Source organism: Aquibium sp. A9E412 (genome assembly GCF_030398335.1).
Lineage (GTDB): Bacteria > Pseudomonadota > Alphaproteobacteria > Rhizobiales > Rhizobiaceae > A9E412.
Genome location: NZ_JAOAOP010000066.1, coordinates 1 through 18,686, shown reverse-complemented (window position 1 = coordinate 18,686; position 18,686 = coordinate 1). Strand labels below are relative to the sequence as shown.

The 18,686-nt window shown below is 74.2% G+C and carries 24 protein-coding genes; all 24 read right to left on the bottom strand.

The genetic code is table 11. From position 1 onward, the window contains the following. Positions 1-1,052 (bottom strand): c-type cytochrome biogenesis protein CcmI (gene ccmI, locus N1F89_RS17410; protein ID WP_290085638.1); only part of this gene is annotated, 1,052 nt, incomplete at its 3' end. Between the two features lie 117 nt (positions 1,053-1,169). Continuing rightward, entirely contained in the window at positions 1,170-1,613 is a 444-nt protein-coding gene (locus N1F89_RS17405; RefSeq protein ID WP_290085637.1) for an RT0821/Lpp0805 family surface protein, read from the bottom strand. A 108-nt stretch (positions 1,614-1,721) separates the two neighbouring features. Next, the gene (locus N1F89_RS17400) at positions 1,722-3,146 is read right to left on the bottom strand and encodes an ATP-binding protein (protein ID WP_290085636.1); all 1,425 of its coding nucleotides are present in this window, start codon (positions 3,144-3,146) and stop codon (positions 1,722-1,724) included. Next, the gene (locus tag N1F89_RS17395) at positions 3,136-3,804 is read right to left on the bottom strand and encodes a response regulator transcription factor (RefSeq protein WP_290085635.1); all 669 of its coding nucleotides are present in this window, start codon (positions 3,802-3,804) and stop codon (positions 3,136-3,138) included. Before N1F89_RS17395 ends, N1F89_RS17400 begins: the two co-directional genes overlap by 11 nt. Before the next feature lie 44 nt (positions 3,805-3,848). Beyond that, positions 3,849-4,139 (bottom strand): hypothetical protein, encoded by a 291-nt coding sequence (locus tag N1F89_RS17390; protein WP_290085633.1) that lies wholly within the window; start codon positions 4,137-4,139, stop codon positions 3,849-3,851. 93 nt (positions 4,140-4,232) lie between these two features. Continuing rightward, the gene (locus N1F89_RS17385) at positions 4,233-4,439 is read right to left on the bottom strand and encodes a hypothetical protein (RefSeq protein WP_290085632.1); all 207 of its coding nucleotides are present in this window, start codon (positions 4,437-4,439) and stop codon (positions 4,233-4,235) included. 27 nt (positions 4,440-4,466) lie between these two features. Beyond that, the gene (locus tag N1F89_RS17380; protein ID WP_290085631.1) at positions 4,467-8,354 is read right to left on the bottom strand and encodes a glycoside hydrolase/phage tail family protein; all 3,888 of its coding nucleotides are present in this window, start codon (positions 8,352-8,354) and stop codon (positions 4,467-4,469) included. Between the two features lie 18 nt (positions 8,355-8,372). Then, positions 8,373-8,849: an NlpC/P60 family protein gene (locus tag N1F89_RS17375; RefSeq protein WP_290085630.1), complete on the bottom strand. Its 477-nt coding sequence runs from the start codon at positions 8,847-8,849 to the stop codon at positions 8,373-8,375. Further along, positions 8,846-9,736, bottom strand: a complete 891-nt coding sequence (locus tag N1F89_RS17370; protein WP_290085629.1) for a DUF2163 domain-containing protein — start codon at positions 9,734-9,736, stop codon at positions 8,846-8,848. The genes N1F89_RS17375 and N1F89_RS17370 overlap by 4 nt, the downstream gene beginning before the upstream one ends. Next, on the bottom strand, positions 9,733-10,368 hold the full coding sequence (locus N1F89_RS17365; protein ID WP_290085627.1) for a DUF2460 domain-containing protein: 636 nt from the start codon (positions 10,366-10,368) through the stop codon (positions 9,733-9,735). Before N1F89_RS17365 ends, N1F89_RS17370 begins: the two co-directional genes overlap by 4 nt. Positions 10,369-10,503: 135 nt before the next feature. Beyond that, a complete protein-coding gene (locus tag N1F89_RS17360) occupies positions 10,504-11,067 on the bottom strand; it encodes a phage tail tape measure protein (protein WP_290085625.1) in 564 nt (187 codons plus the stop codon). A gap of 4 nt (positions 11,068-11,071) precedes the next feature. Further along, on the bottom strand, positions 11,072-11,293 hold the full coding sequence (locus N1F89_RS17355; RefSeq protein ID WP_290085624.1) for a rcc01693 family protein: 222 nt from the start codon (positions 11,291-11,293) through the stop codon (positions 11,072-11,074). Further along, the gene (locus N1F89_RS17350; RefSeq protein WP_290085623.1) at positions 11,290-11,634 is read right to left on the bottom strand and encodes a gene transfer agent family protein; all 345 of its coding nucleotides are present in this window, start codon (positions 11,632-11,634) and stop codon (positions 11,290-11,292) included. The genes N1F89_RS17355 and N1F89_RS17350 overlap by 4 nt, the downstream gene beginning before the upstream one ends. Further along, positions 11,631-12,047 (bottom strand): phage major tail protein, TP901-1 family, encoded by a 417-nt coding sequence (locus N1F89_RS17345; RefSeq protein ID WP_290085621.1) that lies wholly within the window; start codon positions 12,045-12,047, stop codon positions 11,631-11,633. Before N1F89_RS17345 ends, N1F89_RS17350 begins: the two co-directional genes overlap by 4 nt. Positions 12,048-12,092: 45 nt before the next feature. Next, the gene (locus tag N1F89_RS17340; protein WP_290085620.1) at positions 12,093-12,500 is read right to left on the bottom strand and encodes a DUF3168 domain-containing protein; all 408 of its coding nucleotides are present in this window, start codon (positions 12,498-12,500) and stop codon (positions 12,093-12,095) included. Further along, a complete protein-coding gene (locus N1F89_RS17335) occupies positions 12,481-12,657 on the bottom strand; it encodes a hypothetical protein (RefSeq protein WP_290085619.1) in 177 nt (58 codons plus the stop codon). Before N1F89_RS17335 ends, N1F89_RS17340 begins: the two co-directional genes overlap by 20 nt. Next, positions 12,654-12,995 (bottom strand): phage head closure protein, encoded by a 342-nt coding sequence (locus N1F89_RS17330; protein ID WP_290085618.1) that lies wholly within the window; start codon positions 12,993-12,995, stop codon positions 12,654-12,656. Before N1F89_RS17330 ends, N1F89_RS17335 begins: the two co-directional genes overlap by 4 nt. After that, positions 12,992-13,564 carry a head-tail connector protein gene (locus N1F89_RS17325; RefSeq protein WP_290085616.1) on the bottom strand — a complete coding sequence of 191 codons (573 nt, stop codon included), beginning with the start codon at positions 13,562-13,564 and terminating at the stop codon, positions 12,992-12,994. Before N1F89_RS17325 ends, N1F89_RS17330 begins: the two co-directional genes overlap by 4 nt. Before the next feature lie 123 nt (positions 13,565-13,687). Continuing rightward, a complete protein-coding gene (locus tag N1F89_RS17320) occupies positions 13,688-14,944 on the bottom strand; it encodes a phage major capsid protein (RefSeq protein ID WP_290085614.1) in 1,257 nt (418 codons plus the stop codon). Further along, positions 14,941-15,504, bottom strand: a complete 564-nt coding sequence (locus N1F89_RS17315; protein ID WP_290085612.1) for an HK97 family phage prohead protease — start codon at positions 15,502-15,504, stop codon at positions 14,941-14,943. The genes N1F89_RS17320 and N1F89_RS17315 overlap by 4 nt, the downstream gene beginning before the upstream one ends. Next, the gene (locus N1F89_RS17310) at positions 15,482-15,835 is read right to left on the bottom strand and encodes a DUF6107 family protein (RefSeq protein ID WP_290085611.1); all 354 of its coding nucleotides are present in this window, start codon (positions 15,833-15,835) and stop codon (positions 15,482-15,484) included. The genes N1F89_RS17315 and N1F89_RS17310 overlap by 23 nt, the downstream gene beginning before the upstream one ends. A gap of 32 nt (positions 15,836-15,867) precedes the next feature. Beyond that, a complete protein-coding gene (locus N1F89_RS17305; RefSeq protein ID WP_290085610.1) occupies positions 15,868-17,040 on the bottom strand; it encodes a phage portal protein in 1,173 nt (390 codons plus the stop codon). A gap of 22 nt (positions 17,041-17,062) precedes the next feature. Then, positions 17,063-18,295: a terminase family protein gene (locus N1F89_RS17300; RefSeq protein WP_290085609.1), complete on the bottom strand. Its 1,233-nt coding sequence runs from the start codon at positions 18,293-18,295 to the stop codon at positions 17,063-17,065. Then, a partial coding sequence (locus tag N1F89_RS17295) for a hypothetical protein (RefSeq protein ID WP_290085608.1) occupies positions 18,282-18,686 on the bottom strand: 405 nt, incomplete at its 5' end. The genes N1F89_RS17300 and N1F89_RS17295, both read right to left, overlap by 14 nt.

The window sequence follows — 18,686 nt, the reverse complement described above, 5'->3', positions numbered from 1 at the left end:
GCCGCCTCGGCGCGGCCGAGCACGGCGTAGGAGCGCACCAGGCGCTGCCAGCCGGCCGGATCGTCCGGCGCCTCGCGCAGCCTGGCGTCGAGCCGTGACACCATGCCCTCGACCATCGCCGCGCGGTCCTCGTCGCTCATCGCGCCGGCCGCCTCGATCTCCGCGCGGGTCGGCCCGGGCCCCTCGGCCGGCGCTTCGGCGATCGCCGGGCCCGGTCCCTCGCCGGAAAGCTGCGCCAGCGCCCGGTCGACGGCGCCGCGCCAGGGCGAACCCTCGGGCAGGTCGGCCCGCAGGCTGCGCCACATCTCGGCCGCCTCGGCCATGCGCCCGTCCTGCGCCCGCGCGGTGGCCAGAAAGAAGCGCGCCTTGGTCAGCGTCGGATCGAGCTCGAGCGCGCGCTCGAAGGCATCCTCCGCCTCGGCCGACACGATCCCGCCCGCCTCCGCCGCGATCGCCTCGCCGAGCCCGGCCTCGCGCACGGCGGAGGCGCCGGACAGGCGCATGGCGTTGCGGTAGGCGGTGACGGCCTGCGGATAGCGACCCATGCGCATGTAGACCGGCGCCAGCACGTCCCAGCCGCGGCCGTCCTGCGGGTTGTCGGCGAGATGCGCCTCGGCGCGCGCCACCAGCTCCTCGAGCGAGGCCTGCGCGGGATCCTGCGCCAGGCGCGCCTGCAGCGGCTGGCCCGGCAGGCCGGGCGAGCCGACGACGGCATAGACGCCCCAGGCGACCAGCGGCACGGCGAGCACCGCCGCCGCGCCGCCGAGCCGTGCCGCACGGCTGTGCCGCGGCGCGGCCGCCCTGGTGCCCTGATCGCCGGCGCGCAGGATGCGGCGGCCGATCTCCGCGCGCGCCTCGCGCGCCTGCTCGGCGCCGATCAGGCCGCGCTCGGCGTCGCGCTCGAGCTCGGCGAGCTGGTCGCGATAGACCTCGATGTCGTGTTCGGCAGGGTCGTCGGCGTCCGCCTCCGCCTCCGGGCGGCGCAGAAACGGAAGCAGAACGGCGAGCGACGCCGCCAGAGTGAGAAGCGCAGCCAGGATCCAGAAAAGCATGCCGCCCTCAATACCGCCCGTTGCCGGCCCTGCCAATATGGCGCGAGTGCGGCCATTTGGCGGCAATGCAGCCGGCGGACGTGCGACGGCTCGACGCAGCCGCCCGCCCGGCCGCCCTCAGCCGAGCAGCGTCCAGCTTCCGTCGTCGTTGCGGCAGGCGGTGCCCAGCGCCCGCTGGGTCTCGCCCGCGCTTGCGATCTCGTGGCTGTACTGGCGGCAGTTCTGCGAGCCGACCTGATAGGGCTGGGCGGCCGTCACACGGCCGCTGCGGCCGGTGTTGGGGTCGGTCCAGGTCACCGGCTCGCCGGCCGGCGTCGCCTCCAGCGCGCGGTATTCCGCGGCCAGCGCCGTCTGCCGCGCCGCCGCGCTCAGCCCGCCGCCGAGCGCGCCGCCCACCAGCCCGCCGCCGACGATGCCGGCGACCGCCTGGCGCTCACCGTCGGGCGCGGCGAACTGGCTCGGCTCGAGCTCGCCCGCAGCACCGAAGCCGCCGGCGCCGGTCGCGCAGCCCGACAGGGCGGCGAGCGCCGCAAGTGCAATCAGGGCCGGACGTGTCCTCACCGGTTCGCCTTCCTCGCCTTCACCAAGCCGTGCCGCCGGCTCCGCGCCCCCTGCGACACATGCGCGCCGTAGGCGCTTTGTTTGGCCGAAATTGGGCCATGCCCACGCTCATATCCGACGCGTGCGCACCGCGCCGTCGCGCGCGGGCTGCGGCAGGCGCACCGTCGCCGACAGGCCGCCGAGCGGCGATCGGCCGAGCGACAGCCCGCCGGCATACTCTTCCACGAGATCGGCCACGATGGCCAGCCCGAGCCCGGTGCCGGGCTTCGATTCGTCCAGCCGCCGGCCGCGCTTCAGCGCGTCGCGCGCCTTGTCCTCGGGAATGCCCGGCCCGTCGTCCTCGACGACGATCTCGAAGGCCGTCCCTCCTGCCGGCCGGGCCGACAGACGCACCCTGCCGGACGACCACTTCATCGCGTTCTCGAGCAGGTTGCCGACGATCTCCTCGAGATCCTCGCGCTCGCCGTCGAACACCGGGTCCTCGTCGGGAACCGATAGATCGAGCCGCGTGTCGGGGTGCAGCTTGCCGACGACGCGCACCATGCGCTCGAGCACCGCGTTGACCGGCGTGCGGAAAGCGAGGCTCTCGCGCTGGGCGGCGACGCGCGCGCGCTGCAGGTAGTGGTCGAGCTGCTTCTGCATGGCGGCCGCCTGGTCGGCGACCAATCGGCCGCGGCTGCCGCCGATGGCGCGTCCCTCGTTCATCAGGACGGCGAGCGGCGTCTTCAGCGAGTGCGCGAGATTGCCGACCTGGGTGCGCGCGCGCTCCAGCGTGCGCCGGTTGGTGTCGATCAGCGCGTTGGTCTCGGCCGCCAGCGGCGCGATCTCGGCGGGAAACGAGCCGTCGAGCCGCTCGGCGGTGCCGGCGCGGATGTCGGCGAGCGCCTGGCGCACGCGGCCGAGCGGCCGCAGGCCGAACAGGATGGCCAGCGCGTTGATCGCCACCATGCCGGCGCCGAACAGCGCCAGATAGGTGTAGAGCCGGCGCGCGAAGCCGGCGATGTCGGCTTCCAGCTCGCTGCGGTTGCCCATCACGCGGAAGCGCACGATCTCGTCCTGCGGCGCCAGCACGAACTCGCTCTCGACGATCTCGATCGTCTGGCCCGCCGCGTCGGTGGTCGTGTAGTTGCGCTGGAACTCCTCGTTGAACGGCACCGCCTCGGGCGACGGCGAGGCGATCGGCGCCGTCATCGAGGCCGAGCGCAACGGTGCGCCGACCCCTTCCGACACCGGCTCGACCGACCAGTACCAGCCCGACAGCGGCCGCACGAAGCGCAGGTCGCCGAGGTTGGGCCGCCCGGTCAGCCGGCCGTCCTGCGACAGGCCGACCGACCCGATCAGGTTGAACAGATGCGCCGACAGCACGTTGTCGAAGCCGCGCTCGCTGACCTGGCGGAACAAGGTCGAGATCACCGTGGCGATCAGGATCAGCGCCACCACCGCCCACAGGGTGGACACCGCCACGACGCGAAAGGAGAGCGAGCGCGGCCACAGCCGGCGGCGCCGCGCGGACGCCTCCGCCCTATCCGCCATGCGGCTCGCGCAGCCGGTAGCCCATGCCGCGCACCGTCTCGATCAGGTCGTGGCCGAGCTTGCGTCGGAGACGCCCGACGAACACCTCGATGGTGTTGGAATCGCGATCGAAATCCTGGTCGTAGAGGTGCTCGACCAGCTCGGTGCGCGAGACCACGCTGTCGCGATGGTGCATCAGATAGGCGAGCAGCCGGTATTCGTGCGAGGTCAGCTTGAGCGGCACGCCGTCGACGTCGGCCTTGGAGGTCTTCGTGTCGAGGCGCAGCGGCCCGCACACGAGCTCGGGCGAGGCGTGGCCGGCGGCGCGCCGGATCAGCGCGCGCAGCCGCGCCAGGATCTCCTCGATGTGGAACGGCTTGGTGACGTAGTCGTCGGCGCCCGCGTCGATGCCGGCGACCTTGTCGCTCCAGCGGTCGCGCGCCGTCAGGATGAGCACCGGCATGGCGCGGCCGTCGCGGCGCCAGCGCTCGAGCACGCTGATGCCGTCCATCTGCGGCAGGCCGATGTCGAGCACCACCGCGTCGTACGGCTCGGTATCGCCGAGGAAGTGGCCCTCCTCGCCGTCATGCGCGCGGTCGACCACGTAGCCCGCGTCGGCGAGCGCTTCGGTGATCTGCCGGTTCAGGTCCTTGTCGTCCTCAACGACGAGTATGCGCAAGGTCGCTCGCTCCCTTCATGCTGCGGCGGCCGATGGCAGCCCGGTCACTGCTGCGGCACGACGAACTCGGCGCGCTGCGGTCGCTTGCCCTCGCCGCCCGGCACCCGCACCACGACGCGGCACACCGTCTGGCCGCCCTGCGTCTCCGCGGTGGCGTTGAGCAGCGTGCCGCCGTTCTGCCGGGCGACGCGCTGGCCGACGGAATAGCAGTCGGCCGCCGCGAGCTGGAAGGCCTGGGCGGACGCCGGCAGCGGCGCGACGGCAAACGCCGCCACCGCCGCCAGGGCGGCGAGAACGGTGCGCAGGCGGGGCGCGAGGGGGCGAAGCTGTGTCATGCCGTCGATCTAGCCCAGGCGGGCTGAATGCAGAATGAACGATGGCCCGATGTCGCGCAACGGCGCGGCGATTGCAAGCGCCGCGCGCCGGGTTCAGCCGATGCGGCTGCGCGCGGCGATGCGGCCGAAGATCGCCACCAGCGCGGAGATCGCCGCGATCGCCTGCAGCAGCGCGTCGGTCAGCGCGGCGTTGTCGAGGCCGGCGAGCGGCAGGCCGAGAAGGCCGCCGGCCGCGGTGACGATGGTGACCAGCGAGGCCCAGATGGTGCGCGAGAGATACCACGGCTTGGTGTCGGTCATCGGTTTTGCCTTTCGTTGCGGGTGGGGTCAGGAAAGCGTCAGGGTGAGCGTCGCCGGCACGCCGTCGCCGACGGCCGCCGAGAGCTGCCGCACGGTGACGGCGAGCGTGGCCGGCGGACCGCCGAAATCGGCCGTCATCGCGGCCGCCGTGTAGGTCCAGGCCGGCTCCGCCACGTTCGCCGTGCGCAAGACCGGGCCGCCGGCCAGGCCGGCCGCAACGCGGTAGCTCTCGGTTTCCTCGCCGAGCGGGATGTCGGTGCCGGCCCAGCCGTCGGCATCGATGCGGCCGCGCCGGATCCAGGAGATCCGCAGGTCGCCGCCCGCCTCGCGCCGGCCGGCGAGATGGACCGGCGACAGCGGCGTCAGCGCGCGCACGCCGCCGGCCGCCGTCAGGCCGGCGAACAGGTCCTGCGACAGCGTGTGGCCGGCCGACCCGATGCGCCAGTTGAGCGGCAGGCCGATCTCGCTCGCCAGCAGGCCGGCCGGCGCGACCGCGCCGTCGAGGCGCACGACGTCGGCCCCGGCGGGCGCGCCGGCGGCCATCGCGTCGTCGGTGCCGAGCTGGCCGCGCAGCAGGCCGGTCAGCCGCCAGCGCGCCGGCGCGATCTCGTCGGCCTCCTCGAACTGCACGATCTCCCAGGCGCCGGCGGCCGAGCGCACCGCGACGGCGTTGGCGCCGTTGAGAAGCTGCAGCCGGCTCGCGCTCGCCAGCTCGCCGTCGAGCAGGTCGACGAGCAGCGCCCCGGCGCGGTCGATGCGGCCGTGAAAGCCGGCGCCGAGCGGCTCGGCGAGCGTGCCGATCGTGGCGCGGCGGGCGACAGTCGTCCGCTGCACGAAGCCGGTCTCCTCCGGCGAGACGAGCGCCACCTGGCTGCGCCACGGCCGCATGCGCACGGCGAGCCGGAGCTGGTCGTGCGGCGCCGCCGCGCCGCTGGCGAGCGGCAGGTCGAGCAGCAGCGCGTGCGGCGGCCCGGCGGCGGCGCTCGTGCGCCACGGCGCGGCCGGCCAGTCGGCGCGCCACGGGGTCGGCGCCACGCGGGCGATGCGGCGCGCCCGCACCACCCGCGTCAGCCCCTCCTCGATCTCGGTGACGAGATGGTCCTCGCCATCGGGATCGCCGGCCAGCCGCACCAGGCCGCCGGCATGAACGGCGCGCGCGGCGGCCGGCAGCGCGAAGGCGACCTCGTCGCGCGCCCGCCAGTGACGGCGCAGCCAGTCGGTCGCCAGGCTGCGCGCCGCGCCCGTCTCCAGGATGGCCGGCAGGCTGGCATGCGCGGTTCCGCCGCCGCGGCCGTCCTCGCGGCGCACCAGAACCGACGCGGCCTGATGCTCGCGCAAGGGGTCGCGGAAGGCGAACTGGGCGGCGGATGCCAGCTCGTCGTCCGGCCGGCGCAGCCGCTCGAGCGAGGCCTCCGCGCCGGCGACCAGCTCGTCGAGGACCGTCGCCGCACCGGCGACCCGCCCCTCGCTGGCGAAGACCAGCGCCCCGCCCTGCTGGCGCACGGCCAGCGCGAACAGGTCGACGAGCGGCTCGAGCGCCGCGCGCGCGGTCTCCGGCTGGTCGACCACGTAGCCCGTCAGCGTGCCGTCAGCATGCGTGACGTCGGGCGCCGGCAGGCCGTGATCGGCGCAGATGGCGGCGATCAGGTCGTCAAGGCCGACGCCGTTCAGCCGGCCGTTGAGCCAGTGGCCGCGGAACCAGTTCTCGCCGTCGCGCCACTGCTCGAAGGCGAGCGGAAAGGCGGGAAACGGCCGCGCGTCCCAGGCCCACAGGCAGATGTGGCCGGGATCGACCATCGGCCCGCCATAGACCGCCGACAGCGGGTTCTGCGGCGTGTCGGTGGCCAGCCAGTGGGCGAGATGCGCGGCGAGGAAGCGGCGCTGCGCGAGATCGGAGCGCCCGCCGTTGGAGAAATGCGGCTTGGCGTTCTCCGAGGATTTCGGGTCGGGAAAGACGTTCGGCTGGTTCGGCCCCTTGTCGCTCGCCGCGCAGCCGAGCTCGGTGAACAGGATCGGCTTGCCCTGCGGCTGCCAGTCGGTCGGCTCCGGCCGCTCGACGCCGCCGACGCGCTCGTGATGCGGGTTCGACCACCAGCCGACCAGATCCTTGTAGCGGAACATCCACGGCTTGCCGTAGGCGCCGTCGGTGATCGGCGTGCGCAGCCGCGCCGCGCGGTCGCCGTCGCCGGCGTAGTACCAGTCGAAGCCCTCGCCGCCGGCGATGCCGGCCGCCAGGCCGTCCGGGTCGTAGGGGCCGGCGAAGCCGTCCGGGTTGCCGCCGGCATGATCGGCGTCGCGCCAGTCCGACAGCGGCATGTAGTTGTCGATGCCGACGCCGTCGATCGCCGGATCGGCCCACAGCGGATCGAGGTGGAAGAAGACGTCGCCGCTGCCGTCGGCCGGCTGGTGGCCGAAATACTCGCTCCAGTCGGCGCCGTAGGTCAGCAGCGTGTCGGGCCCCAGCATGGCGCGCGCCTCGCCGGCCAGCGTGCGCAGCGTCTCGACGAAGGGAAAGCGGTCGTCGGCGTCGCGCAGCGCCGTCACGCCGCGCATCTCCGAGCCGAGCAGGAAGCCGTCGATGCCGCCGGCTGCCGCGGCGAGCCGGGCGTGGTGCAGGATGAAGCGGCGGAAGCCCCAGTCGCCGACCGGCCCGGTATAGGCGATCGTGTCGCCGGCGGACACGAAGTGCTGTGGTGCCGCGGCACCGGCGAAGGTCTCGATCTGGGCGCGCGCGGCCGCCGTCTTGTCAGCCGTGCCCGGGCGGCCGGGCGCCGGATCGCCGGTGATGCGGCCGCGCCAGGGATAGGCCGGCTGTTCGGCACCGCCATAGGGATCGTCGAGCCCGTTATCGGCCGGCACGTCCATCATGATGAAGGGATGCAGCCAGACCTTGAGCCCGCGCGCGCGGATCGCCGCGATGGCGTCCATCACCGAGCGGTCGGACGGCGTGCCGCCGAAGGCCGCGCCGCCGCCGGCCTGCGAGACGGCGGTGCCGTCCTGCCGTTCCAGGCCCGTCACCAGCCACGGCAGCGACAGGCCGGCGGGATCGGTCTGCGTGACCATCGGGCGGATGCGGCAAGCCCCGGCGCGCAGGTCGTCGCCGAACCAGGTGACCACCAGCGCCACCGTCTCCAGCCCCGGACACAGCATCTGCAGCTCGTCGAGCGAAGCCTCGATGTCGCTGCCGGCCGACAGCATGTTGCGGTTGATCAGCGTCGCGTCGCCCGGCGTCAGGATGCGGCGCACCGGATAGGGCGCGAAGCCGTACTCCGTGGCGCCGGGGATCAGCGCCACCGCGCGGATGCGCGCGTTGAGCGTGCCGACCGGGCGCATCACCTCGAACTGGAACTGCGGCAGCCGACGGCCGAAATCGTCGATCGGGAAGCGGTCGATCACGGCATAGGCGACGCCGCGATAGGCGGGCGCGTTGTCCGTCCCCTGCTTGGCCTCGATCAGCGGGTCGGGCGGCTGGTTCTGCGTGCCGGTGTGGATGCGGATCTCGACCTCGTTGCGATCGACCTCGCGGCCGTCGGCCCAGATGCGCCGCACGCCGGCGATCTCGCCCTCGCAGAGCGCGAAGGCGGCGTTGGCGTAGTAGGCGTATTCGGTGACCTTCGGGCCGCCCTTGATGCCCTGCCGCGTGGTGCGGCTCTCCTCCTCGAAGCGCGTCGCCCAGATCAGCGTGCCGCCGAGCCGGGCGGTGCCGTAGAGCCGCGTCAGCGGCGCCCCCTCCTCGGCCGAGAACGGCCGCTGGCCGGCCAGCCGCGGCCCGCGATAGTGCCGCGTGCTCTCGATCAGGCTGCGGTCGACGACATAGCCGGCGAGCGCGCCGGCCGCCGTGCCGAGCGCCGTGCCGACCGGGCCGAGAAAGCCGCCGATGAAGGCGCCTGCGGCCTGCAGAAGCAGTGTCGCCATCGTTCGCTCCGGAAAGCCTCAGCCGGTCGCCCCGGGGCCGCCGTCCGGCGGCAGCGGGAAACGGAACACGCCGGCAATGCGCCGGCGCCACTGCGGCACCAGCCAGGAGATCGTCACGCTGTGCCCCTGATAGGCGTGCACGAAGCGCGCCGGGTCGAGCGCGATGCCGGCGTGCTTGGCCGGCAGGCCGGGCCGCCAGCGAAACAGCAGGATGGTGCCGCACGCCGGTTCGGCCGCCGGCCGGCAGTGGCGCCATGCCGCCGCGAGCAGTCGCTCCGTGCCGGCCGGCTCGGCCCAGTCGCCGGCATAGGGGCCGGGCGCTTCCGGCGCCGCGCCGTAGAGCGCCCGCCACACGCCGAGCACCAGGCCGAGGCAGTCGCAGCCGACGCCGCGCCGGCTCGCCTGGTGGCGATAGGGGGTGCCGAGCCAGGACAGCGCCTCGGCCGTCACCAGGGCGGCGAGACGCGCCTCGCGAGCCTCCGGTCCGGCGCTCATGGCACGATCGGCCCGCCGTCGAAGGCACCGCCCTCGGCGACGTAGCCATAGCCGGCATCGTTGCCCGGAAGGTGCGGAAAGCCGCGGAAGTTCAGCGTGTTGGCGAATTTCTCGCGGCATGTGGCAAAGCGCTTGTCGCAGCCCGCGACGATGGTGAAGCCGTCGCCCACCGCCGGCGGCGCGGCACGTTCGGCCCACAGCGCCAGCAGTGTCTCGGCGCCGTCGCGGCGGTGCTCGAGAACGCGTTCGCCGCGGCCGGCCTGCCCGCCGTCCGTCCAGGTCAGAAGTCCGTTCGAGAACCAGTCCGCGTCGAAACCCTCGAGCCCGGCAACGACCAGCAGGTTGTCGGCGCGCAGCGCCGCGACGCTGCCGGCGCCGTGAAAACCGGCCTGGCCGAGATCGACGCCGCAGCGCGCGTCGCCCAGTTCGGCGTCGCAGGCGCGCGCGACGATGCGCCCGCGCGGCCCGTCGAGCCGCGTCGCCTCGCTTTCGAGTTCGGCGACGAAGCGGCCGTCGCGCTGGGTGACCCGGCCGATGACCGCGCGGCGCAGCGGCATCGCCTGCTCCGGCGCCGCCCAGTTGACGAGCAGGGTCTCCACGGTCGCCCCGTCGTAGAGCCCGGCGCGCAGGTCGGCCTCGCTGATGACCAGCGACGACAGCGCGCCCTCGACGTCGACCGTATCGACGGCAAGGCCGAGCGACTCGCGCGCCTCGCTCGCCGTCAGGCCGGTCTCGGGAAGGAAGTCGGTGCCGTCCACCGCGAGGGCACGGTCGTGATCGGTGAAGCCGAACACGGCACCGTCGGCGCGCGTCAGCCGCCAGCAGTGGCACAGCGTCGTCGTCTCGCCCGCCAGGTGTGCCTGCAGGGCGGCCGGGATGTCGGTCATTCGAGCACCTCGATCAGCGGGATCGCCGGGATCTGCCCGGCCTTGAAGGCGCGCAGGCTGACCGACAGGCGTTCGGCGTCGAAGCGCACCGGCACGTCGAAGACGAAGCCCGCGCTCACCGCGGCGCCCGGCGCCGGCACCGCGGCCGGCGCGAAGACGACGGCGCCGCCGTCGAGGTCGAAATCGGCGCCTTCGGCCTGCTCCACGCCGTCGACGGCGACACGCACCGAACCGGCGACCGGACGGGTGATCGGCCGCCGGTAGGCGTCGGCGCCGCTGCCATAGGTCTTGACCAGCGCGAAGCGGCCGGTCGTGCCGTCGCCGACGCCGAGCGCCTGGTCGAGCGGACCGGGCGTCGCCTCGGCCGCGCAGGACTTGGCGTCGAACGGGTCGCGGAAGCGGAAGCCGTGCAGCGAGCCGCGCCGCGCCTCGAAGAAGGCGATCACCTCGGTGAGATCCGCCAGCGAGCGTAGCCCGGTGCCGGCGTCGTAGACGCGGCGCGAGCGGGCGAAGCGGGCGTTGCGCGTCTCGCGGCCCGAGGTCAGGCGCACGATCTCGTTGCGCCGCTCCGGCCCGCCCGTCGCCCCGAACGAGACGGCGATCGGGAACACCACGTCGTGAAAGCTGTCCATCGTCCCTGCCCCGGCCTCGCCCTGCCCGCCGCTTCAAGGCGTTTCCAGGCGAAGTGGAAACCGGTTCGCCATCCGGAAACGCGGCAAAACAACAACTTGGAGCCGATCTGCGCTCCCGTGAAAGGCAGATCGGATCTAGAGCGTGCGCGTGCCGCGCGAGACCGCGCGCGTCAGCATGCCGGCGATCTGCGCCTCCGACTTGCGGAAGGAGGGCGCGTCCGGCGTCGTCACGTTGAAGGTGATCGAGACCGGCGGCCCGCCGGTCGCGGCGGCGACGCCGAGCGTGCCGTCGGCGCCGCGCCGGAGCGGCAGCACCGCCTCCGGCCCCGCCTCGCCCATCAGCCCGACGCGGCCGCCGAGCGGAAAGTAGGTCGGCGCCGAGACCACGCCGCCCGCGGCGAACGGCACCACGCCGCCGCGGGCGAAGGGGATGATGCCGGAAAGTCCGCGCAGCAGGCCGGAGAACAGCGAGCCCGCCAGGCCGCGCAGCGGCGCCAGCCCCTGCTCCAGCGCCATCGAGGCGAGCGACAGCGCGATGCGCCGCAGCACGTCCTCGAGCGCCCGGCCGCTCACCGCCGCGCTCTTCAGCGCGCCCGTCAGCGTCGCGCCGAAGCGTTCGGAAAGCCGCGTCAGCGAGGCGAGCGCGTCGCTCAGCGGTCGCGCATCGACGTCGATGCGGAAGGTGTCGTCCTCGGCCATCGCCTCAATCCTCCATGCCGTCTCGGTCGGGGTTGGCGCGCATCAGCGCCTCGAGCGCGGCGCGCGAGGGGGCGGCGTCGCCGGCGCCCGCCCCGCGGCCGAGCGCGGCGGCCAGCTCGCGCGGCGTCATCGTCCAGAAGGCCTCGGGCGAAAGCCGCAGCCGGCCGAGGCCCGCTTCCATCGCCGCCGCCCAGGGAAAGGGCGGCGGCGCCGCTGCGGCGGTCAAGGGTTTGCCGGATCGCCCGGCCCGGCCTCCGCGCCGAAGGTCGCCGTCAGCAGCCTGGCCACGGCGTCGGCCGCGCCGGCCGCGCCGCCGGTGCAGCGCATCGCCGCCACCTCCGCGTCGCTCACCGCGTTGCCGGCGCCGCGCAGTCCCGCACCGAGCAGCTTGACGATGTCGCCGGCCGACAGCCGGCCGCTCGAGAAGCGCTCGGCCAGCGCGTTGAGGTCGGCCGCACCGAAGGCGCTTTCCAGCTCGGCCAGCGCGCCGAGCGTCAGGCACAGCCGGTAGCTGCGGCCGTCGAGCTCGGCCGCCACCTCGCCGCGGCGCGCGTTGACGCCGGTCATGGCAGCGCCGTGAAGTCGAGGGCGCCGGCCGATTCCAGCGCGATCTCGAAGGTCACCTCGCCGTCGTGCCGGCCGGCATATTCGAGCGCGGTGATCTGGAAGTCGCCCTGGATCGTGCCGAAGCCGGGAATGGCGAGCTGCCACGCGCCGACAGCCCCGGCGAAGAAATGGGTGCGGATCAGCGCGTCGGACTGCTGGTCCTTGAAGATGCCGGAGCCCGACACCGCGGCGCGCTGCACGCCGCTGCCGCCGAGCAGCTCGCGCCAGCGTCCGGCCGAGTCGGAATCGGTGATGTCCACCGGCTCGCTGTTGAAGGCCAGGCGCTTGGCGCGCAGGCCCGCAACGGTGACGAAGCTGCCCGCGCCGTCGGAATCGAGCTTGAGCAGCAGGTCCTTGCCTTTCTGCGCGACCATCGGGGTCTCCCGTCGATGTGATGGATGGGGCCGCCGGGGCGGCGGTCAGAGCGCCTCGGTGACGGCGCGGAAGCGCAGCAGGCCGTGATGCACGGCCAGGTCCTCGTCGAGGCGCACCTCGCTGAACTCCTGCCGCAGGCTGACGAGCGCATGGCCGTCGAGCGTCAAGGCGGCGTCCTGCAGCCGTTCGGCGGCGAGCGCCATCAGCGACAGCGCCTCGCGCTTGCCCGCCGCCTTCGACCACACGTGCAGCGTGAACAGGTGCTCGTGGCCGAGCTCGCTCGCCGTGCTCCAGTCGTGCACGCTCGTCTGGCCGAAGGTGATGTGGGGGAAGGCGACGTTGGGCGGCGGCACGTCGTAGATGCGCGCGCCGCCGAGGGCGTCCGTCAGCGCCGGATCGGCGGCGAGCGCGGCGAACACCGCCTTCTGCAGCTCAAGCGCGGCGCTGGTCATTGCGGTCCTCCCGCCGGCCGGTCCGCCTCTGGCGCACCGGTGCCGGATCCGTGTTGCCCGCACGATAGCGCGGCGCGGACGCCGCCGCCACGCGGTCGTCGCGGCGCCTGAGGGCGCGCACCAGACCGTCGAGCGTCAGGCGCATGGTCAGCTTCATGGCGGTGTCGTCTCCTCGCGGGCGGTGCAGACGAGATAGCGTCCGCTCTCGTCGGGATCGTGCACCGTCAGGATGACAAGCGCGCGTCCCGCGCGCAGCAGGCGCATGCCGGCCGCCACCCCGTCGCGCCGGCGCATCAGCACGCGGTGTGTGACGCGTTCGATCGCCTCGCCGCCGGCGAAGACGCGTTCGGCCGACAGCGGCTCGACCCGCGCGAACAGCGTCGCCACGTCGGTCCAGGTGGACGCGAAGCCGCCCGCGCCGTCCGGCGTCTGCACCGGTGCCTGCAGCGTCACCCGGTGGGCGAGCGCGCCGGGGTCGCGCGGCAGCCGCATCATGCCAGCCTCGGCGCGCGGTAGGCCGCGAGCAGCCGGCGATAGCCGTCGGGCAGCGACACCGGCTGGTCCTGCGGGCCGTAGGCGCCGCGGAAGGCGTACCAGTGCGCCACCAGCATCAGGATCGCCCGCTTCGGCAGGTCGGGCACGTCGGCGCCCGCCTCGCCATAGCCGGCGCGGAAGTCGATCTCGATGCCGTTGATGGCGCGCGCCGGGTCCGGCGGGTGCGCGATGGAGAGCCGCGCCGGCACGGCATGGCCGTCGAGGCGATAGGCCGCCGGATCGACCAGCGTGGCCGCCCCGTCGGCGTCGTAGACCGTCACCGACAGGACCGTGCGCACCGGCGTGCGGCGCAGCCGCACGATCGGCAGCGCCGGCCAGCGGTCGAGGACGAGCCGCCAGTCCTGGTCGATCAGCGCGCGGCCGGTCGCCGCCTCGACCTCCTCGCGCGCGGCGCGCACCAGACCGGCGATCAGCTCGTCCTCGGCGTCGTGCTCGACGCGCAGATGCGTCTTCGCCTCGGCCAGGGACACCGGCTCGAGCGCCGGCGGCACCGTGCGGAACAGCGTCATGGCAGGTCCGTTCGTGGCATCAAGAAAGGTGACATCGGAAAAGGGAGACGGCCCCGGCGGGAGGCGACCGGGGCCGTCGCGGCACGCGGCAGCGGCGGGCGGCGGGGGTGACGCCTGACGCCGCTACGCGGTGCCGAACTTGAGCAGCTTCACGGCCTCGAAGTCCTGCACGCCGCCGCCCACCCGCTTGGTGGTGTAGAACAGCACGTAGGGCTTGGCCGAATAGGGATCGCGCAGCACCCGCACGCCGGTGCGGTCGACGACCAGATAGCCGCGGGCGAAGTCGCCGAAGGCGATCGCGGTGGCGTCGGCGGCGATGTCGGGCATGTCCTCGGCCTCGACCAGCGGAAAGCCCATCAGCATGGCGCGGCCGCCCGGCGCGGCCGGCGGCTGCCACAGATAGTTGCCGTCGGCGTCCTTCAGCTTGCGGATCGCCGCCTGGGTCTTGCGGTTCATCACCCAGTGGGCGTTCTGCCGGTAGCCGGCCTTGAGCGCGTAGACCATGTCGATCAGCACGTCGGACGGGTCGGAGGCCGGCAGCGCGCCCGACACGCCGGTCGTCACGTAGCCGAGGCTGCCCCACGCCCAGCTCGCATCGGCGACCTGCGGGTAGTCGAGGAAGCCGCGCGGCTTGTTCGTCCCGTCGCCGGCGACGAAGGCCGCCCCCTCCTGCTCGGCGAAGGCCGCCTCGATCTCGCCGGCGATCCAGCGGTCGAGGTCGACGACGCTGTCGTCGAGCAGCGAGGCGGTGGCCGCCGGCATGGCGTAGATCTCGGCGGTCGGGAACTGCAGCTCGTCGAGCGTGCCGGCCGCCGTCTCCGGCCGCGCCGCCGTCTCGCCGACCCAGCCGGTCGCCGGCCCCGTCACCGCGAACGGCTTCTTCAGCACCGCGGCGGAGACCTGGCGCACCGCGGCGATGGCGCGGATCGGCGACAGCGCGCCGAGCCGGCGGCCGATCTCGGCCTCCGTCTCGTCGGGCACCAGATAGCCGCCGTCCGGGCCGGAGCCGTAGGACATCGCCTTTTCCTCCAGCGCGCGGAGCTGGCGCTCGTCGCCGCTGCGCAGATAGGCGTCGAAGGCCTGCTTGTGCTCGAGCCCGGCCAGGCTCGCGGGCTCCCCGGCGACAAGCCGCGGCCGGTTGCGCTTGAGCACCAGCTCGTCGACCGCGCGCCGGTTGGCGTCGAGCGCGGCGGCGATGCGGTCGACCTTGTCGGCCGTCACCGGATCGGCCGCCGCGCGCGTCTCGATCTCGGCCAGCCGCGCGTCGTTCGCCGTCTTGAAGGCCTCGAAGGCGCTCATGAAGTCCTCGAAGGCGGCGGCGATGTCGCCGTCGCCGGCCGCCTTGGTTTCGGGGGCTGCCCTGTGGTGTGTCGCCGTCATCGCGTTCCGTCCTGTTGCGTGAAAAGCCCTGCCGCCCGCCGGATGGTGCGGACCAGCCGTTCGGGATCGGCCGCGGGGGCCGTCCCCTTCACCCGCTCGATGCGCGCGTCCGGCAGCATCGGGAAGGTGACCACCGAGATCTCCCAGAGATCGGCCTCCAGGATGCGCCGCACGCCGGTCTTGCGGTCGGTCGTGGCGCGCACCGTGCGGAAGCCGATCGACAGGCCGTCGAGCGCGCGGCCGCGCATCAGCTCCAGCACCTCGCGCGCCCGCGCCACGCCGGTGGCCAGCCGGCCGCGCACATGCAGGCCGCGGGCGTCCTCGCGCAGCGCCGTCCAGGTGCCGATCGGCTCGCGCGGATCGTGCTGGAAGAGCATGCGGATGCCGGCCGGCCCGCGCCGGGCGAGCGCGGCGGAAAACGCGCCGCGCTCCACCAGGTCGCGGCCGAGATCGACCCGGCCGAACAGGCTTGCATAGCCCGAGAACGTGCCGTCGGCCTCGACCGCGTCGACCGACAGGCCGGTGAACTTGCGCTCCTCAGGCGCCGGGATTGCCGTCATCTGCGTCTTCCTCGTGGCTGGGCCAGGGGCCGGGCCGGGCCGCGCGCGCCAGCATGCGCGAGACGACACCGATCGCGCCCCAGGCGAACAGGCTGGTGGCGGCCGAGCCCATCAGCATCGCCTCGGCCGCCCCGAGCCGGCCGTCGATGCCGAGCTCGCCGGCGATCTTCAGCCCCGCCGCGCCGCCGAAGACGAGGCCGCAGGCGACGCCGACGAAGAAGCGCACCGCCGCCTCGCGGCGGCCGCGCGGCAGGATGTAGGCGAGCGAGACGGCCGAGCCGGCGACCGCACCGGCCGCCTTGGCCGCCCACAGCCAGGCGTGCTCGCTCATGTCCGTGTCCTTCGGGTTGCCGCGCGTGGCCCTCAGTCGGCCGGGCGCGGGCCGTAGCCCACCGCCTCGCGCTTTTCCGCGTCGCTCAGGAAGCCGGCGGCGCCGAGCCGCGTCCACAGCGCCTCGCGCTCGGCCGCCAGCCCGTCGACCCGGTCGAGGTCGTGGCCGAGCCGCACCGGCGGCGCGAAGACGTCGCCGAGCCATGCCGTCAGCGCATCGGCCGTGCGCGCCACCAGCGGCAGCACCGTCAGCCGGTAGAAGGCGCGGTTGGCCTCCTGGTAGTTGGAATAGGTGTTGTCGCCGGGAATGCCGAGCAGCATCGGCGGCACGCCGAAGGCGAGCGCGATGTCGCGGCTGGCGCCGTTCTTCGCCTCGACGAAGTCCATGTCCTTCGGCGTCAGCGCCATCGCCTTCCAGTCGAGCCCGCCCTCCAGAAGCAGCGGCCGGCCGGCCCGCGTGGTGCCGCCATAGCCCTCCTCGAGCTCGGCCTTCAGCCGCTCGAACTGCTCGTCGGTCAGATTGCCGCCCTCCTTCGGCGCATAGACCAGCGCGCCCGAGGGCCGGGCGGAATTGTCGAGCAGCGCCTTGTTCCAGCGCCCGGCGGCGTTGTGGATGTCGAGCGCCATCAGCGCGGCGGCGAGCGGCGGGAAGCCGTAATGGTCGTCGAGCGGGTTGAACAGGCTCATCTGCAGGCCGGCCTCGCCGGGCCCGGTGGCGACGCGCCGGCGGGCGCTGCCCTCGCGGTGCTCGAGCGCCACCGGCCAGCCGGCCGTGTCGCTCACCACCGCCACGCGGTCGGGGCGCAGCAGGTGCAGCTCGCGCACCGTGCCGCCGGCCTCGACGCGCTCGACATAGGCGTTGCCGGAAATCAGCAGATGGCCGTAGAGCGCCTCCATGAAGCCGGCGCCGGCCTGGCGCTGGTTGGGCCGCGCCAGCAGCGCCAGCAGCGGGTGCCGGTCGACCTCGCGCGCCCCCTCATAGGCGAGCCAGGGGATCGCCGCGGCCGCCTCGGCGATCAGCCGCACCGAGCGGTGGGCGACCGGGTTGCGCATGAAGCCCTCGCGGGCGAGCGCAGCGTAGTCGCGCCGCGTCCACAGCGCCTCGCCCTGGCGGTGCAGCGCGATGAAGCCGGGCGTGCCGCCGGTCTTCGTCTCGGGCGGGCCGGCGGGCTTTCGCCGCCCGGCCCAGGGCCATGTCCATGCCATGCGGGATCGTCCTGCCTCGTGGTCAAACGAAATCGCGGATGCGCGGCTCGCCGCGGCCGGCCAGCATCAGCTCGGTGATCGCCCAGACCAGCGCGTCGACGCGGTCGGGCGAGCGGCCCTGCGACAGGCCGTCGGGGCCGAAGTCGCACATCTCGTCCTCGAGCGCGGCGAAGCGCTCGGCGTGGCGCACCCGGCCCTGCTGGTAGAGCGCGGCGACCGGCTCGGCGCGCAGCCACTTGCCGCGCTGCGCACGCACCGGCCGCACGGCCACCGTCGGGTCGACCGTGGCGAGCACCGCGCTCACCATCTGGCCGCCCTGGTTGACCTCGGCGACGATCGCGTCGGCGGCGTGGCGGTGGTAGAGCGCCACCGCGCGCTCGGCCCAGGCGCGCGGCTGGGCGGCCTCCAGCGTGCCGTCGGCCAGCACCACCGCGCGCGTTCCGTCCGCCTCCAGCCCGGCCACCACCAGGCCGCACAGCGCGCCGCGGCCGCGGCCGCCGGCCGGCGGATCGAGGCCGACGACGACGCGGCCGAGCGGCCCCGGCGGACCGGCCGCCGCCTCGATCAGCGCGCGCGTCCACAGCGCGTCGGCGCGGTCGGCGATCAGCTCGCCGTCGAGCTCCTGGCGGGCCAGCCGGGTGCCGGCATAGCGCCGCTCGACCGCGGCCAGGAAGCCGGGCGCCAGATTGGCCGCGTTGTCGCGGCTGCGCATGCGCGTCACCGTCACCTGCTCGTCGTCGATCAGCCGGCGCAACAGCGGGATCGGCCGCGGCGTCGTCGTCACGATCTGGCGCGGTCGGGGCCCCAGCCTGAGGCCGAACTGCAGCATGTCGAAGGTCTCCTGCGGCCGGCGCCACTTGGCGAGCTCGTCGCACCAGGCCGCCTCGAACTGCGGCCCGCGCAGGCTGTCGGGGTCCTCGGAGGAAAACACCTGCGCCACCGCGCCGGTCTCCCAGACGAGCCGCCGCCGGCTCGCCTCGTAGCGCGGCCGGTGGCGGCGCGAGACCGCCAGGATGCCCGACGGCCCCTCGATCATCACCTCGCGCACGTCGGCCAGCGTCTCGCCGACCAGCGCCAGCCGGCCGTGCCGGGCGCGCGCGAAGGGCGCGAAGCCACGCGCCAGCGCGTTGATCCATTCGGCGCCGAGCCGGGTCTTGCCCGAGCCGCGGCCGCCGATCACCAGCCAGGTGTCGCGCGGCGCGGCAAGCGGATACTGCTCGGGTCTGGCATGGGCGAACCACTCATCGGCGATCATCAGCGCCAGCCGGCCGCCCAGCGCCGTCGGCGCCCAGGCGTCGCGCCAGGGCGCGGGCGAGATGGAGGATGCGGGCGTCGACCCGCTCGAGCGCGGCGGCCATGTCTGCATCGGTCGCTGTCTGGTTCTCTTTCGCGCGTTCGGGAACGCGCGTGATGTCGCCGATCTTCTCGACCATGCGCAGCATGGCGGTCAGCGCGTCGATGCGCGCCTTGTCGTAGTCGCCGGCGGCAGCACCGGCCGCGCTGGTCTCCTCCAGTTCGCCGACCAGCCGCTCGGACAGAACGGCGAGCCGGCGCTCCAGCGGCGCCGCGTCGCCCGGTCCGGGCGCAGTCGCCGCCCAGCCCTCGCGCCGGGCGCGCTGCGCGAGCGCGGTCTCGGAGCGGCCGGC

Excerpts from the sequence above, each read along its gene's own strand:
- N1F89_RS17370 (WP_290085629.1), bottom strand. The coding sequence starts at position 9,736 with ATGACCGACATCCCGGCCGCCCTGCAGGCACACCTGGCGGGCGAGACG.
- N1F89_RS17380 (WP_290085631.1), bottom strand. The coding sequence starts at position 8,354 with ATGGCGACACTGCTTCTGCAGGCCGCAGGCGCCTTCATCGGCGGCTTT.
- N1F89_RS17310 (WP_290085611.1), bottom strand. The coding sequence starts at position 15,835 with ATGAGCGAGCACGCCTGGCTGTGGGCGGCCAAGGCGGCCGGTGCGGTC.
- N1F89_RS17400 (WP_290085636.1), bottom strand. The coding sequence starts at position 3,146 with ATGGCGGATAGGGCGGAGGCGTCCGCGCGGCGCCGCCGGCTGTGGCCG.
- N1F89_RS17325 (WP_290085616.1), bottom strand. The coding sequence starts at position 13,564 with ATGACGCTGTTCCGCACGGTGCCGCCGGCGCTCGAGCCGGTGTCCCTG.
- N1F89_RS17360 (WP_290085625.1), bottom strand. The coding sequence starts at position 11,067 with ATGGCCGAGGACGACACCTTCCGCATCGACGTCGATGCGCGACCGCTG.
- N1F89_RS17390 (WP_290085633.1), bottom strand. The coding sequence starts at position 4,139 with ATGACACAGCTTCGCCCCCTCGCGCCCCGCCTGCGCACCGTTCTCGCC.
- N1F89_RS17305 (WP_290085610.1), bottom strand. The coding sequence starts at position 17,040 with ATGGCATGGACATGGCCCTGGGCCGGGCGGCGAAAGCCCGCCGGCCCG.
- N1F89_RS17300 (WP_290085609.1), bottom strand. The coding sequence starts at position 18,295 with ATGATCGCCGATGAGTGGTTCGCCCATGCCAGACCCGAGCAGTATCCG.
- N1F89_RS17385 (WP_290085632.1), bottom strand. The coding sequence starts at position 4,439 with ATGACCGACACCAAGCCGTGGTATCTCTCGCGCACCATCTGGGCCTCG.
- N1F89_RS17375 (WP_290085630.1), bottom strand. The coding sequence starts at position 8,849 with ATGAGCGCCGGACCGGAGGCTCGCGAGGCGCGTCTCGCCGCCCTGGTG.
- N1F89_RS17340 (WP_290085620.1), bottom strand. The coding sequence starts at position 12,500 with ATGACCAGCGCCGCGCTTGAGCTGCAGAAGGCGGTGTTCGCCGCGCTC.
- N1F89_RS17335 (WP_290085619.1), bottom strand. The coding sequence starts at position 12,657 with ATGAAGCTGACCATGCGCCTGACGCTCGACGGTCTGGTGCGCGCCCTC.
- N1F89_RS17330 (WP_290085618.1), bottom strand. The coding sequence starts at position 12,995 with ATGATGCGGCTGCCGCGCGACCCCGGCGCGCTCGCCCACCGGGTGACG.
- N1F89_RS17320 (WP_290085614.1), bottom strand. The coding sequence starts at position 14,944 with ATGACGGCGACACACCACAGGGCAGCCCCCGAAACCAAGGCGGCCGGC.
- N1F89_RS17345 (WP_290085621.1), bottom strand. The coding sequence starts at position 12,047 with ATGGTCGCGCAGAAAGGCAAGGACCTGCTGCTCAAGCTCGATTCCGAC.
- N1F89_RS17350 (WP_290085623.1), bottom strand. The coding sequence starts at position 11,634 with ATGACCGGCGTCAACGCGCGCCGCGGCGAGGTGGCGGCCGAGCTCGAC.
- N1F89_RS17315 (WP_290085612.1), bottom strand. The coding sequence starts at position 15,504 with ATGACGGCAATCCCGGCGCCTGAGGAGCGCAAGTTCACCGGCCTGTCG.
- N1F89_RS17365 (WP_290085627.1), bottom strand. The coding sequence starts at position 10,368 with ATGGACAGCTTTCACGACGTGGTGTTCCCGATCGCCGTCTCGTTCGGG.